At 57.6% G+C, this 14305-nt stretch carries 11 protein-coding genes and 1 tRNA gene; 7 read left to right on the top strand and 5 right to left on the bottom strand.

The window, feature by feature from the left end; genetic code table 11:
- Window positions 1–80 precede the first annotated feature (80 nt).
- Together ADS46_RS09475 and ADS46_RS09470 are read left to right on the top strand one after the other, a co-directional pair.
- The gene (locus tag ADS46_RS09475) at window positions 81–758 is read left to right on the top strand and encodes an SOS response-associated peptidase (RefSeq protein WP_066319329.1); all 678 of its coding nucleotides are present in this window, start codon (window positions 81–83) and stop codon (window positions 756–758) included.
- A gap of 50 nt (window positions 759–808) precedes the next feature.
- The gene (locus ADS46_RS09470; RefSeq protein ID WP_156524495.1) at window positions 809–3631 is read left to right on the top strand and encodes an insulinase family protein; all 2823 of its coding nucleotides are present in this window, start codon (window positions 809–811) and stop codon (window positions 3629–3631) included.
- Between the two features lie 24 nt (window positions 3632–3655).
- Here the strand turns inward: ADS46_RS09470 and sbcB are convergent, their stop codons facing one another.
- The 4 genes from sbcB to minC all read right to left on the bottom strand — a co-directional run bounded on the left by sbcB (window position 3656) and on the right by minC (window position 7256).
- Window positions 3656–5149: an exodeoxyribonuclease I gene (gene sbcB, locus ADS46_RS09465; protein ID WP_066319325.1), complete on the bottom strand. Its 1494-nt coding sequence runs from the start codon at window positions 5147–5149 to the stop codon at window positions 3656–3658.
- Window positions 5150–5279: 130 nt separating this feature from the next.
- Entirely contained in the window at window positions 5280–5531 is a 252-nt protein-coding gene (gene minE, locus ADS46_RS09460) for a cell division topological specificity factor MinE (RefSeq protein ID WP_027337743.1), read from the bottom strand.
- On the bottom strand, window positions 5528–6346 hold the full coding sequence (gene minD / locus ADS46_RS09455; protein WP_066319322.1) for a septum site-determining protein MinD: 819 nt from the start codon (window positions 6344–6346) through the stop codon (window positions 5528–5530). Before minD ends, minE begins: the two co-directional genes overlap by 4 nt.
- Window positions 6347–6482: 136 nt before the next feature.
- On the bottom strand, window positions 6483–7256 hold the full coding sequence (gene minC / locus ADS46_RS09450; protein WP_066319320.1) for a septum site-determining protein MinC: 774 nt from the start codon (window positions 7254–7256) through the stop codon (window positions 6483–6485).
- Window positions 7257–7445: 189 nt separating this feature from the next.
- On the opposite strand from minC, the gene ADS46_RS09445 reads away from it, so the two are divergent.
- The gene (locus tag ADS46_RS09445) at window positions 7446–10250 is read left to right on the top strand and encodes a DUF349 domain-containing protein (RefSeq protein ID WP_066319314.1); all 2805 of its coding nucleotides are present in this window, start codon (window positions 7446–7448) and stop codon (window positions 10248–10250) included.
- A 95-nt stretch (window positions 10251–10345) separates the two neighbouring features.
- Here ADS46_RS09445 and phbB read toward each other — a convergent pair whose 3' ends face one another.
- Complete coding sequence (phbB, locus tag ADS46_RS09440; protein WP_066319309.1) at window positions 10346–11092, bottom strand: acetoacetyl-CoA reductase; 747 nt, start codon at window positions 11090–11092, stop codon at window positions 10346–10348.
- A 273-nt stretch (window positions 11093–11365) separates the two neighbouring features.
- Here phbB and ADS46_RS09435 point away from each other — a divergent pair.
- The 4 genes from ADS46_RS09435 to ADS46_RS09420 all read left to right on the top strand — a co-directional run bounded on the left by ADS46_RS09435 (window position 11366) and on the right by ADS46_RS09420 (window position 14294).
- Window positions 11366–11442 (top strand) — tRNA-Met (locus ADS46_RS09435).
- A 334-nt stretch (window positions 11443–11776) separates the two neighbouring features.
- Complete coding sequence (locus ADS46_RS09430) at window positions 11777–12295, top strand: hypothetical protein (RefSeq protein ID WP_066319307.1); 519 nt, start codon at window positions 11777–11779, stop codon at window positions 12293–12295.
- A gap of 185 nt (window positions 12296–12480) precedes the next feature.
- The gene (locus tag ADS46_RS09425) at window positions 12481–13416 is read left to right on the top strand and encodes a GGDEF domain-containing protein (RefSeq protein WP_199825212.1); all 936 of its coding nucleotides are present in this window, start codon (window positions 12481–12483) and stop codon (window positions 13414–13416) included.
- A gap of 212 nt (window positions 13417–13628) precedes the next feature.
- Window positions 13629–14294, top strand: coding sequence for an ABC transporter permease (locus tag ADS46_RS09420; RefSeq protein WP_066319304.1), 666 nt, complete (start codon window positions 13629–13631; stop codon window positions 14292–14294).
- Window positions 14295–14305 lie beyond the last annotated feature (11 nt).

Below are 14305 nucleotides of genomic sequence, written 5' to 3'. Positions count from 1 at the left end.
TTCGACTCCAAACCTCGACATTTCATGCTTAATACCCTCTAAACGGGTACAGACAACGCGTTAGCGTAAAGGAGACCTGCATGGCCGGGCGCTTACACGTGCAGCAACTGCCTCTTGCCCGCCTACTCCCAAGCCTGAAGATGGCTGAACCCTTGATTGAATCACCCAATGTGGCACCGCGACAGCCGATATCGGCCATCCGCACGGTTGAGGGTCAACCCTGTTTAGAGTCGTTATTCTGGGGGCTGACACCGCCCTGGCTAAAAGTCCTGGATAATGCCCCACACTGCGCTCGAGCGGAAACCCTGAACCAACGGGGCATGTTTCAGGAAGCCTATCGCTCGCGTCGCTGCCTGGTGCCGGTGAGCGGCTTTTACATCTGGAAACGGCTACCCCGTGCCAAGCAACCCTACCTGGTCACGCAGGTCAACCGCGGACCGCTATTACTTGCGGGGCTGTGGTGCCGGTATCACACCACACTCACTGCCTACAACGACTCCACCGCTCTAGTAACCGTCCCTGCGAACGCCTGTTTGTCGCACCTGACGGACCGGCTGCCTGCGGTGATCGACCCGCGGGACGCAGACGAATGGTTAAATCCCGACACGGCTCACACTCGCCTTGATCGTTTATTGACGCCCGCACCACTGGAACTGTTGGGCGCTTTTCCGGTATCAAAGCAGATTAACTTTCCCACCTACCAGTCGCCGGCCTGCGCTCACCCCACCGGGCCGATGATACGCTGGACCACGTCATAGGAGCTTACATGCGTCAACTGATTGGTTTAAAACGCTTTGCACGGTGGAAAATGGCGTTGCCCGGAGGTGCCCTGCTGGGCATGGCCATGGGCAGCCTCTGGCTTGCGCCTGCGGCGCTGGCGGCCGATGAAGACGACATCAAGGAAGTCGTTACGCCCCACGTCAGCCCGTATGACGAGCGCGACTACCGCGTGCTCGAACTGGAAAACGGCTTGAATGTGCTGCTCGTCAGCGATGACGAGGCCGATAAAGCGGCGGCCTCGATGAACGTACGGGTCGGCAGCGCCCAGGACCCTGATGACCTGCAGGGGCTCGCCCACTTTCTCGAACACATGCTGTTTTTGGGCACCGAGGCCTACCCTGAGGTTGACGCCTATCAGCGCTATCTATCGCGCAATGCGGGGTCGCACAATGCCTTCACCGCCTCCCAGGATACCAATTACTTTTTCAGCATTGAGCCTTCCGCCTTTGAAGGCGCTCTGGACCGATTCAGTGCATTTTTTGTTTCGCCGCTGTTTAATGCCGACAAGCTTGAAAGCGAGCGCAATGTGGTGCACTCCGAGTACGTATCACGCCGTCGCGATGAAGGAAGGCGCGAAAACGCGGTACTCAACCAGTTGCTGAATCCGGATAATCCCACCACCCAATTTGCCGTGGGTAACCGCGAGACGCTGGCCAATCCCCCGGAAGGTGAAGCCACCCTTCGCGAACGGGTGATGGCGTTTTATCAGCGCCACTACGATGCCAATGTAATGAACCTGGCCGTGGTAGCGCCTCAGTCGCTGGATACCCTGGAAGACTGGGTGGTGGAGCGCTTTGCCGAGATTCCCGATAACGACCGGGAGGCTCCCGCCATCGAAGCCCCGCTGGTCGATCGCGACACGCTGCCCCGTTACGTAGAACGCCAGTCGATTGAAGATCGCCATCAACTACGTTTTTACTTTCCCATTCCCGACCCCACCGACGCTTATCGCCAGAAACCCACTCAACTGATTTCCCACCTGTTGGGCGATGAAAGCGATGGCAGCCTGTTCGCCGTTCTCAAGGACGCCGGGCTTGCCGACGCGTTGTCGACAGGGATCAGTCGCGCCGATGGCCAGCATGCGCTTTTCACGGTCTCCATAAGCCTTACCGAGGACGGCGCGCAGCGCCTGGACGACATTGAAGCCACGCTGTTTGCCGCCATCGAGCGTATCCGCCAGGGCGGGCTTGAAGAGTGGCGCTACACCGAGCAAGCCGACCTCAACGAACAGGCCTTCCGCTTTCAACAGCACGGCGAACCCCAGCAGGAAGCCATTCGACTGTCGATGAACCTGTCGCGCTACCCGGTGGAGGACGTCCAGTATGCCGCGTATCGGATGGATGAGTTCGATGCCGAGCAGCATCAACGCTACCTGGATGCGCTGACCCAGGACAATATGCTGCGGATTTACTCAGCGCCCGATATCGAGAGCGAAAAGGTAACGCCCTGGTTCGACACCGCCTGGCGCGAACAGACGCCTAGCGAAAGTGGCCAAGCCTTGAGCGGGCTGGCATTACCGGCACCCAACCCCTTTATCGCCAGCGACCTGACCCTGCTGGAAGGCCAGGACGAACGCCCCAGTACGCTGATCGACACGCCTTCGTTTACCGCCTGGCACATGCAGGTCGCCCAGTTCAACACGCCCAAGGTGGAGTGGCGGCTAAGCTTGCAGCACCCCAGTGCCAGCTATTCCGCCGAAGAAGCGGTGCTCACCCGGCTGTTGGCCAACTGGCTGAACGACAGTCTTAACGAAGCGCTTTACCCAGCCTGGCTGGCAGGCCAGTCGTTCAGTGCCTATGCCCATTCACGGGGGATCACGCTGTCGTTTTCCGGCTGGCGGGACGGTCAGACCCCGCTCATCGAGCAGGCACTCGACCAGCTCAGCGGCGCCGACATCCGTCAGCGTGACTTTGAGCGGGTGCTCAACCGTTTACAGCGTGAATGGCGCAACGCCCCTCAAGCTTCTTTGTACGCCCAAGCCAGCGGCACCCTGGGCGAAGCCCTGCTAACCCCGCAATGGTCGACCCAAGCCCTGCTTGAGGCCAGCCAGCGACTGGCGCGTGGTCACCTGATCGACTTCCGCCAGCGCTTCCTTGACGACCTCTACGTGGATGCCATGGCGGTCGGCAACCTGGGGCCTGAACTTGCCAGAGAGCAGGCAAACCTGATGCGCGGCAAGCTAACTCCCCGGCTGACGCGCGACGATATACGCAATCTCACGCCGCTCGCCGTCAACGGCGACGATACGGTCCTGCACCCCAATAGCCAGCGTGAAGAATCCATCGTACTGCGCTACCTGCAAGGCCGTGACCAAACATTGCGCGAGCAAGCCGCAACGCAGGTGCTCGCCCAGTGGCTGGAAACGCCTTTCTACCAGCAACTACGCACCGAGGAGCAGCTTGGTTACATCGTCAACGCGGGTTACTCACCGGTGCTGGACGCCCCTGGCATCGCCATGGTCGTACAGTCACCGGACGCCGATAGCGACACCATTGCCGAGCGCATGGACGCGTTTCTGGAAGATGCCGACGAGCGGCTTGAACAGTTGGACGACGGTGAGCTGGACGCCTACCGCCAAGCAGTGAACACCCGCTTGAGCCAGCGCGATACGGGGTTGGCGCAGATGACCAATCGCTACTGGCAGGCAACCGCGCGGGATGAAGTGCACTTTGACCATCGTGAGCAGCTCGCCGAGCTGGCCCTTGAGGTGACGCTAGACGAACTGCAGACACTCTGGCCTGCGCTGCGTGAACATCAACTGGACGTGCGCTTCAACCCCGGCGACGAACCCAGCGATGTGGCGGCGATCCGCCAGCAGTTTACGCCTTTACCCGAAAAAGCCGACCACTAACCGTTGGGCCCTAAGCCTACCTGCTCAGGCGTCAAATGCCTGGGCAGGCAACATGGCTTCAACATAGAGCACGAGTTCCTCGAGAATCTGGCGCTGTTGATCGGTGAGCGTCTGCTGGTTGTAGTTTTCGATCTCCCGGGCAAAGGCTTTCAAGGTAAAACCTGACAGCGTGGCATCGTTCAGGCGCATCCAGCGAAACGCCTCCCACTGCTCCAGCTCGTCGCCCTCGAGGGTTTCCGGGTAGCTTCGCGCACGGAAGCGGAACAGCATTTCTTCAAGTCGCGGGTCCTGAAAGGCAAACCGCTCGCCCACCAAATCCCAAGGGTCCATGGCCCTGACCCGCTCCATCTGCTTGCGGTCGGCCGCCGAGAAAAAGGCACCAGCATAGAGCATCAGGTCGGGATCCTGGGGCGCATCGTCGTAGCCTGCGCTGAAGACCTCGGCCACTTTCTGGGATACCGAAGGTGCCTCGCGGAGCATTTTCCAATGACGACGACAGGCGTTCATATCCAGCCCCAACCGGGCCACGATGTCGCCATACTCCCCTTTCTGCGGCCCCTCCACGTCTTTCAGCGCAGTGGTGGGAAAGACTACCGGGCAGCGATTGATGTGAATGACCTTGAGCGGAATGCGGGTTTCGCCCTCCGCCAGGTCCTGCTGACTGACGAAGACGCGCTCACGAATTTGCGCCGCCGACATGGTCAGTAACTCGCTGGGATCAACGCTCAGGTCATAGACGATCACCCCGTTGGGGTTGCTCGGATGCTCGGCCAACGGCATCACCAGCGCACTGCACGCCCGGCTTGCCGGGTAGCGACGCGAAATATGCAAGATCGGTTTGGCACTGGGCAAGTCGAGCTGCTTGGCCACTGCCCGCTTGCCGCGCAGGCCGAGCAAATAATCAAACAGCTTGGCATTGCGCGACTTCAGCAGGCGCGCCAGCGCAATCGTCGCACGCACATCGGCCACCGCATCGTGGGCGCCTTCGTGGGCGATGCCATTGGCCGCCGTCAGGTCTTCCAGCTTGAAACTCGGCGCGCCATCGTCGCGCAACGGCCATTCGATCCCCTCGGGCCTCAAGGCGTAAAAGGCTCTGACCACATCGATAAGATCCCAGCGCGAGTTGCCGTTTTGCCACTCACGGGCGTAAGGGTCGAGCAGATTACGGTAGAACAGGTGGCGCGACACTTCGTCATCGAAACGCAGGCTGTTATAGCCCACCACGCAGGTGCCCGGCTCGCTCATATGACGCTGCACCTCAGCAGCGAACTCGGCTTCCGGGAGACCGTGACGCTGTGCCTTTTGGGGAGTAATACCGGTAATCAAGCAGGCGGCGGGATGGGGAAGATAATCGTCAGCGGGGCGGCAGAACAGCTCAATCGGTTCGCCGATTTCATTCAACTCAGCGTCGGTGCGCAGAGCAGCGAACTGAGCGGGCCGATCACGACGCGGATCAGCCCCAAAGGTTTCATAGTCATGCCATAAAAAGCTGGCGGGGGCAGCATTGGGTGACGCCATGGACAAGCACTCCGCTGGGCATTGAAAAGCCCAAGCCTAGCATATCCACGCTGGGTTTCGCCGCGTATTCAGGAAACCTCTGATGTCAGCAATCCCGGTTGCAGCAACCCTGGCTTCCAGAAAGCGCGGGTCAGCTTTTGGGCAACGTCACGTTCAACTCCAACACCGAGCAGTTGTCTTCACTATCCAGTGAGATCTGAATCGCATCGTCATCGACATGAACATAGCGGCGAATGACCTCCAGCAACTCACGTTCCAGCATCGGCATGTAATCGGGTTGCCCTCGTTGGCTTCGTTGATGCGCCACGATAATTTGCAGGCGTTCTTTGGCCACCGAGGCAGACTTCTTGCGCTCACGCTTCAAGAACTCCAGCAGTTTCATCGCCGACCTCCACCAAACATGCGGCTGAGCAGGCCTTTACGCTGCATTTCGTGAAAGCGCAGCGGCATGTCTTCACCGAGCAGACGCGAGACGGTGTCGCTATAGGCCTGGCCCGCGTCGCTTGAAATATCGTGGGTCACCGGCACGCCCTGGTTCGACGCCCGCAGCACAGCTTCGGACTCGGGAATCAAGCCGAGCAGGTTAATCGCCAATATTTCACGAATATCGTCCAGCGTCAGCATGTCGCCCGAGGTGACACGCTCAGGGTTGTAGCGCGTGACCAGCAGGTGTTCCTTGATCGGGTCGCTGCTTTCCTCAGCGCGACGTGTCTTGGATGCCAGCAGGCCCAGAATCCGGTCGGAATCGCGCACCGAGGATACTTCCGGGTTCGTCACCACGATGGCTTCATCGGCAAAGTACATGGCCAACTGGGCGCCACGTTCGATACCGGCAGGCGAATCACACATGATGAAGTCGAAGTCCTCTTTCAGCTTGTCGAGCACTTCGGCAACGCCTTCCTGGGTCAAGGCATCCTTGTCGCGGGTTTGTGAAGCCGGCAGAATAAACAAATTCTCAACCCGCTTGTCGCGGATCAATGCTTGATTGAGCCCCGCCTCACCTTGAATCACGTTTACCAGATCGTACACCACGCGACGCTCGCAACCCATGATGAGATCAAGGTTGCGCAAGCCCACATCGAAATCAATCACCACCGTTTTCTTTCCGCGCAGGGCTAAGCCTGTCGAAATAGCGGCGGCACTAGTGGTTTTGCCGACCCCCCCTTTACCTGAGGTCACTACAATAATTTTGGCCAAGAGTTACTTCCTTCTTGAAGTCGTTCATCGTAATCACACCGTTGGCGCACTACGTACAACGGGAACGTCTATGTCATCTGTAAACCACGCGGTGACGCCGCGTGGCTGGCATTCTCAACGATTTACGCGTTAGGCGCTAATTAAGCGGCTTAATTTCCAATTGTTGTTGCGTAAAGTGCACCTCAGCGGGGGCACCCAGCAGCTGAGAATCAATATCTTCCAGACGCTTGTAATTACCCGCCACCGACAGTAATTCAGCGGCCAGCTCGCGGCAATAGATACCCGCCTGGGTATTGCCATGAATACCCGCTAATGCCCGACCGCGCAATGCGCCGTAAACATGAATACTGCCGGCGGCCAGCACTTCCGCTCCCGCATTGACCGCACCGATGACCACCAAATCACCTCCCGAAGCGCTCACCTGCTGCCCCGAGCGCACCGTACCACGGTAGAGGCGCGTGGTTTCTGCACCGTTGCTTTCCTGCGCCTGGGCTGGCTCTTCAGCGGTGTTTGCGTCTGCCAAGGCGACGGGCGCGGCACTTTCGCTATCGCTGCCAACACTCTTGAGCATTTGCGCACGGCTTTCATCGACCGGCGCGAACCAGCCAAGGCCGAGCGCCCACGCCGATTGACGGACAGGCTCAGTGCCCCCCCTCACTGCCACGGGGAGCAGCTTGTGGTCACGGCAGACGGCGCAGATACGCTCCAGCGAAAGATGGGGCTCATCGAGCTTTTCCACGTTAAGCACAACCGGTGTATGCTGAAAGAACGCGGGCGACTGAGACAGTTTGCTCGCCAGCTGACGTCGGATATGCTCAGGGTCAGCACTGTTTAGCTCCATGACGGTCATCGGCAGCATGCCGCCTTTAAAGGTAAAGGCCACGTCGGCACTATCCACATTGAGGCTCATGGCCGAACTCCATGTCATGTTCAGGTAAGATATTAAGGTAGCGCATTTGAGCGCTTTTGGGCGGTGAGAATTAACCCTCATCGAACCCACATTATAAGTCAACGCTAAGCGACAGCGCCGACAACTGCAACCTTCTAAGTGTCGACGTCTGATTTTTTTCACGCAAAGCGCCTCACAGCAGGATGATCCATGCACGGACTGTTAAGACGCCTGTTCGCACCTCGCTGGCAACACCCCAATGCCGAGGTACGTCGCCAGGCTCTCCACCGCCTTGATCCTGACCATCGCGAACAGCGCCAGGCGCTCGCTTCGCTTGCGCAGGATCCGGATAGCGACATACAGCTTGCCGCCTTACTTGCCCTTGACGACCTTGAAGGACTGATGGCGGCTTACCCGGCCCACCAGGACGATACGGCTTGGCAAGAGGCGCTATGTCAGCGACTCAGCGGCCAACAAGGGCAAACGGCGCTTGGACAGCGTGAGGCCCTTGCCGAGCGTATCGATGATACCAAGATCCTCAACGCGCTTGTGCATAAGGGCGACAACCTCAACTTACGGTTGACCGCACTCGCCCGGTTAACCGATGAACGCGACTTCATCGAACACGCCTGCCATAACGGCGTCGCGGCCGTGCGTCACCAGGCAGCTGATCGCGTGGTCAGTGAAGAAGGTTTGAAACAGCTGTTGAAGAAAGCCCGCCGGGACCGACAGGTCGTGCGCATGGCCAAAGATCGGCTGCAGGAACGCCGGGCCGACGCCGAGTGGAAAGAAGCCCAACAACAAAAGCGCGAGACGCTTTTGCAACAACTGGAAAAACACGCCCAAGCCACCTGGGAGCCCCTCTACGGCGGCCGACTGCGTCACCTGCAGCGTGAATGGGAACAGCTCCCCCAATCGCCTGACCCCGACCAGGAGGCACGTTACCATCAGGCTGTACTTGCGTGCCGCAAAACGCTGCACGACCACGAAACTCACGAGCAGGCGCGTCAGCAGAACAACCAGCAACGCGAAGCCACCGACCAGACCCGAGAACAGCTATTGGAAGGGCTGGAAGAAACCCTGGAAGGCCTGCGCCTTGGCAATGGATTGACGGCACAGGATATCGACAGCCTTCGCGCCCAGCGTCAGTTGCTTGGCCAGCGCTGGCAGCAACTGTCTGACGAACACCCGCCCAGCGATTCGATGCGCCAACGCTACACCCGGGCTCTGAAAGATTACGAGGCCTGTATCGAAGCCTGGCAGCGCTGGCAGCATATTAGCGCAGACCTTGAGCAAGCGCTGGCCGACGCCGACCACTCCGCCATGGCATCGCTGCTTGACCAGTGCCGCTGGCCTGACAGCCTGACCATGCCAACGCTTGCCCACCAAGCGCAAGAGGCGCTTGCCGACGCCCACGAAACAGCCGATACACAAAATGATGCCCAATCCCTCAGCGCTTACAACAACGACCTGGATGCCTTCGCGCAGTTGCTTGAACGGGGCGCTTTCAAAAGTGCCAGCCGTCTTCACCAGCGGCTAAAGCCGCGCATTGATGCGCTCAAGGGCGACGACGCCCGCCCCCTCAAAGCGCGGCTGAAACAGCTTGGCGCGCAACTCGCCGAACTGCGTGACTGGCGAGGGTTCGTGGCAGGCCCCAAACGTGAACAACTGTGCGCTTCCATCGAAGTTCTAGCCGACGACCAACATATGGCGGATGCGGCGCTGGATCGCCACCACCGCCAGCTCGTCAAGGAATGGAGATCGCTGGGTGATGCGGCGGCTGATCGAGAGCTGTCCGCACGCTTTCGCGCCGCCTCGGACCGCATCCATGAACGCCTTGCTCCCTGGCGAGAGCAACTGAGCGAAGAGCGGGCAGCCAACTTGCGGGCTCGCGAAGCGCTCTGCGAGCAGCTCGAGACGCTGATTGCACAGCCAGCGCAGGACGCCGACCCGGATGTGCTGCGCGAGATTCGCGATAAAGCGCGTCAACAGTGGCGTCACCACTCTCCCGTACCACGCGAACAGGCAGAAGCCATTGGTCGCCGGTTTGGCCGCGTCCGCCACCAGCTACAAAGCTTGATCGATACCCGCGCCGAGCATATTGCCGATCAGAAAAAAACCCTGATCAGCAAGGTTCAGACGCTCCACCAGGACGAACGTCCGCTCGCCGAGCGCATTGAAGACGCCAAACAGCTACAGCAGCAGTGGCGCCAATTGGGGCGGGCACCTAAAGGGGAGGAACAAACGCTCTGGAAGGCCTTCCGTCACGAATGCGACCAGCTGTTTGCCCGGCGCGACGCGCATAAAAAAGAGCAGCTTGCCCAGCAGCAACGCCAGCTCGACAGCCTGCAAGCGCTGATCGACGAAATGGATAGCTGGCAACCTCAAGATGCCAAGGACTACGCCAAGCTGGATGCCTTCATCGAACAGGCAACTCATTTGGAACCACTGCCGCGTAGCCGCCGCAGCGAAGGGATGCAGCGGCGTTTAAGCGGCATTATTCGCGCCCGGCGTGAACGCCTGAATCGTCTTGAAGTCGCCGATACGGTCACCGCCTGGCAGCAGCTGACGCCGCTTATCGAAGCTCACTTGCGCGCAGACCAACGTCGGCTTGTCGACGAACAGGCAGACACGGTGGACGCCCAAGCGGTGCTGGGCGAAACAACCTTGAAGGCGCCTTTTGAGCAGGCCCACCATCAGCGCAATCAACGACGCCAGGAGACACTCCCCGAGGCACACGAAGCCAGTCTGAAAGACCAACTGGCTCGGCTTCGTGTCCACTTATCACTGCTCGCCATGGGGCGTGTGCATCAGCAAGATGAACCCCTGCGGCTGGCCATCCAGGTGGAACGCCTCAACGACGGACTGCAAAAAGAACGCAGCCGCGCGCAGGAAGTGAGCGATGTACTTGCCGACCTGATCGCCCTTGGGCCTATGCCCAGGTCGCTATGGGATCAAGAGGTCGGTGAGCTGGATGAGTTACTCACCCAGCTCGCCCGAACACCTCCGCCTTGATCCACCACCAAAGCCGCAATTAAAAAAGCCTCAATCACAAAAGCCAGCGAGGGTATCGCTGGCTTTGTGGTCATTGAGCAAAATGAACGGCTGGGTCAGCCCATGAACTGACCACCATTGATATCGAAGTTCGCCCCGGTAATGAACCCGGACTCCTTGTCGGCGATGAAGGTCACGAGTCGGCCAATTTCCTCTGGCGTACCATAGCGCTTGACGGGGATCGTTTCACGGATCGCCTCGCGCACTTTTTCTGGAATGTTCATGATCATGTCGGTGGCAATGTAGCCGGGCGACACAGTGTTCACGGTAATGCCTTTCGTAGCGGTCTCCTGGGCAAGCGACATGGTCAAGCCGTGCATACCCGCTTTTGCCGCCGCGTAATTCGCTTGGCCGAACTGCCCTTTGCGGCCGTTGATGGACGAAATATTGATAATCCGCCCGTATCCGTGTTCGAGCATCATCTCAATCACGCTGCGGCAGGTATTGAAGACACTGTTCAGGTTGGTATCGATCACCTCATACCATTGCTCGTATGACATTTTCTTCATGGTGCCGTCACGGGTGATGCCTGCACAGTTCACCAACACACTGATGGGACCATGCTGCTCCTGGATTTGCTGGGCACCTTGCAGGCAGGCTTGATGGTCGGCAAGGTCGACACCGGACAGCGCAATGTTGTTATAGCCATCGGCTTGCTGCGATGCCAGCCAGGTTTTGGCCTTTTCGGGGTTGTGATAACCCGCTACGACCAGATAACCCGCATCCGCCAGCGAACGACAAATCGCCGTGCCGATACCACCAGTTCCACCAGTTACCCAGGCGACGGGGGCTTGATTGGCCATTGACTACCTCCCTGATATGACGAATGGCTTGGGCGTTGCAGAATTAGCACCGCAAGCCATTGTGAAAAGCGCCTTGGCGCTTGAGTACCAACGGCAAATCGCCATACAGATGCGCGACTTACCGAGAGTCAGCATTGTTGTTGTTGCACTAACCTCAGCATAGCGCTACTCGGCTCATGTTGCAGCACGAACCCCACCAACGGCTATAGGGCAAACGTTTTAAAACGCCTATTGACGAAACGTAAAAAAAGCGTAGAATACGCCACACGTTGATGCGGGGTGGAGCAGTCTGGTAGCTCGTCGGGCTCATAACCCGAAGGTCATCGGTTCAAATCCGGTCCCCGCTACCAATTTTTTGAAAGGCAGATCAGTAATTTACTGATCTGCCTTTTTGTTTGTTGGCGTTGGTCGACCCACTTTGGCCAATAGGCAACTTACAGCCTTCCCTTAATTAGACTCCGCTTTCTTTGAAACACCAATGGACCTTTCAGGTTTTCATCTTCCTCGTTGGTTTATCGCTTGCCAATATCTATACCTCTTATAATGCGCGGAAACTAGATTAGCAGACTCACAACCTTCTATTTGTTGTTTACTGGCCTGGCATTGCCAACCATACAGAAGGGCTAGACGACTCTGTTAGAAGCACTGTATGTTTAATAACAATCATAATTAAGAGTCTCAGTCATGTTTGCTCCCGTACGACAAATACTCATGATGACGGTCTTTGCGGCTGGTGTGTTTGCCGCGCCAGTCCCTGCGGCCGAGGTCACATCGAGCGCGCTTTCACCATCAACAGATGCATCACCAGTTCTCACACTGCACAGTGCCGATGTACACCGCCCCATTAGTCGAGCAGCAATCGAGCAGTCACCTCTGTATGAAGTGGTACTGCAACATTTTGAAGGGCCGAAAGGGAGTTTTGCGGGTGTCTGGCTTGACGACTTTCTCGAAGCTCAGGAGATTGATGTTTCAGCGACATTACGCTTCATTGCGCATGATGATTACACGACCTTCATAACGCCTGAAGACCGGGCAGCCAAACGTTACCTTCTCGTCACCAGGCTAGACGGCAAGTCACTGACACGGAACGAGTTTGGCCCTACGATGCTGATCATTCCCGAAGATGCTGAGGCCGTCGAAGCGGGAACTGAAAGCATGACGCCATGGATATGGTCGATTAAAGATATATACCTTCAACAATGAAGCTACGCTTTGACCGGTCGCTTGGCTGGCAGCTGGGCCTTGGGTTCACTCTGCTCGCTGGCATCAGCGCCATCGCGGTAGGAGTCTACTTATTCCATGCGCGCCAGCACCTAGGATCAAACTACACTGCGCTCGTCGCCGATGTCGTCCGCCCGCAACTGCACACCACTCTGTTACGCTCCACATTGAGCGAGTTCCGCGAGCAGCCACAGGATAATCAGCTTATAGAGCGCTTCGACAACTTGCTTTGGCGCATTCCAAGGCATATTGAGGGTGTCACCTTTGGACTCAGCCAGAGTCGCCTAACGCCTGGCAGCTATGAGACATCTTTAAATCGCTTAAATAGCGTTAAAGAGAGGCTTCCTGACATAAAGCAGGCGTTAGATGAGGTTGCGTCTGGCGAGCCTCCTGATCAGCTGATTCAACAAGGCTTGACTATTGAAAATGACATGGCTCAAGCCTATAGCAAGCTCAGTCATCTTTTACATTCTGAAGCCGCCAAACAGCGTATTGTGATGGACCGTCTTGCGGTAGGCATCGCCATCCTGATACTTGTGATCCTGCTTTTGGCTGGCGGCCTTATGTTGGCATTAATACGCTTGCATCATCAGCATAAAAAAGTGCTCAAGCTCAGCCTGATGGACGAACTCACCGGGCTCGGCAATCGCCGTTACATGCTTAATTTCAGCGAGCTTTTATTCGAACAGAGCCAACGCAGCAGGCTTCCCTTGAGCATGGCCCTGCTCGACCTTGACCACTTCAAGCACGTGAATGACAACTTTGGCCACCCTGCTGGCGACCAAGTGCTACGGGCATTTGCCGACGCACTATGTGACGAAGTCCGAAAGGCAGATATTGTTGCGCGTCTTGGAGGTGAAGAGTTCTGTGTCCTCATGCCTGAAACCAATGCCGAAGGTGCCTTGGAAGTGGTTGAACGGATACGTAAGCGAGTGGCAAGGCTATCTCATCAAGAACTTGGCGTGCCCACTGCCGTGACGGTGAGCCTGGGGCTGGCAACTGCCGACAATCCCGACACTTCTTTTGATCATCTTTATGGCCGCGCTGACCAGGCCCTCTACGAAGCCAAGACCAACGGGCGTAACCGTGTTGTCGTAGACTGACATCATGTTTCAGCAACGGTAACGCCTCCTGCAAACCAAACCAGGTCATATAAAAACCCCAAATTCAGCCTATTTCGCATCGTCATGCCAATTCCCGATAATCACGCCACCCTTTTGGTAAGCTAAACCTCTCCGTAAAGGCAAGCAGGCGCGATGCCTCCTGGCGGACCGCGCTCTGGCCATTATTCATTTTTATAATAAGGAGGCTGCGCTTGGAAATACTTTTATATGCCCTGGACAGTGCGGGCCTGCTGCTGTCGCGAACGTTGGAGCATATTGCCCTTGTCGGTGTTGCTGTCGGCATTGCGACATTGACGGGTGTGCCCATCGGCATTGCGATCACCAAAAACGAGCGCTTGGCTCAAGGGGTGCTGTACCTGGCCTCGATTATCGTCACCATCCCGTCAATCGCGCTGTTCGGCATCATGATTCCGGTGCTATCGCTGATAGGGCACGGCATCGGCTACGTACCTGCCGTTATCGCGGTACTGCTCTATTCCCAGTTGCCCATCATTCGCAACACCTACACTGCGATCAACAATGTGAACCCCGCGTTGCGGGAAGCGGCTAGAGGTATTGGCATGAGTCCCAATCAACGCCTGCGTCTGGTCGAGATCCCACTCGCCATACCGGTCATCATGGCCGGGGTTCGTACGGCCGTGGTCCTCAATATTGGTGTGATGGCGATTGCCGCGTACATCGGCGCTGGAGGTTTGGGTACCTTCATCAGCCGTGGCATTTCACAGTCAGACCCGCGTCAGCTGATCGTCGGCGCGATTGCCGTAAGCGTACTGGCAATTATCGTTGACTATTCACTGCTGTATGTCCAAAAGCGCCTGACGCCTAAAGGGATGAGCCGCCAGGCCGCCGCGACCTGATGCCGCTTTCC

This window comes from Halomonas sp. G11 (assembly GCF_001663515.1).
Lineage (GTDB): Bacteria > Pseudomonadota > Gammaproteobacteria > Pseudomonadales > Halomonadaceae > Vreelandella.
Note: the sequence above shows the minus strand (reverse complement) of the source record. Positions and strands in the feature narration are given on the sequence as shown.

What these genes read in the sequence shown, in the direction of transcription:
- ADS46_RS09475 (WP_066319329.1), top strand. Translation starts at nt 81, where the DNA reads ATGGCCGGGCGCTTACACGTGCAGCAACTGCCTCTTGCCCGCCTACTC.
- ADS46_RS09470 (WP_156524495.1), top strand. Translation starts at nt 809, where the DNA reads ATGGCGTTGCCCGGAGGTGCCCTGCTGGGCATGGCCATGGGCAGCCTC.
- sbcB (WP_066319325.1), bottom strand. Translation starts at nt 5,149, where the DNA reads ATGGCGTCACCCAATGCTGCCCCCGCCAGCTTTTTATGGCATGACTAT.
- minE (WP_027337743.1), bottom strand. Translation starts at nt 5,531, where the DNA reads ATGAAACTGCTGGAGTTCTTGAAGCGTGAGCGCAAGAAGTCTGCCTCG.
- minC (WP_066319320.1), bottom strand. Translation starts at nt 7,256, where the DNA reads ATGAGCCTCAATGTGGATAGTGCCGACGTGGCCTTTACCTTTAAAGGC.
- ADS46_RS09445 (WP_066319314.1), top strand. Translation starts at nt 7,446, where the DNA reads ATGCACGGACTGTTAAGACGCCTGTTCGCACCTCGCTGGCAACACCCC.
- phbB (WP_066319309.1), bottom strand. Translation starts at nt 11,092, where the DNA reads ATGGCCAATCAAGCCCCCGTCGCCTGGGTAACTGGTGGAACTGGTGGT.
- ADS46_RS09430 (WP_066319307.1), top strand. Translation starts at nt 11,777, where the DNA reads ATGTTTGCTCCCGTACGACAAATACTCATGATGACGGTCTTTGCGGCT.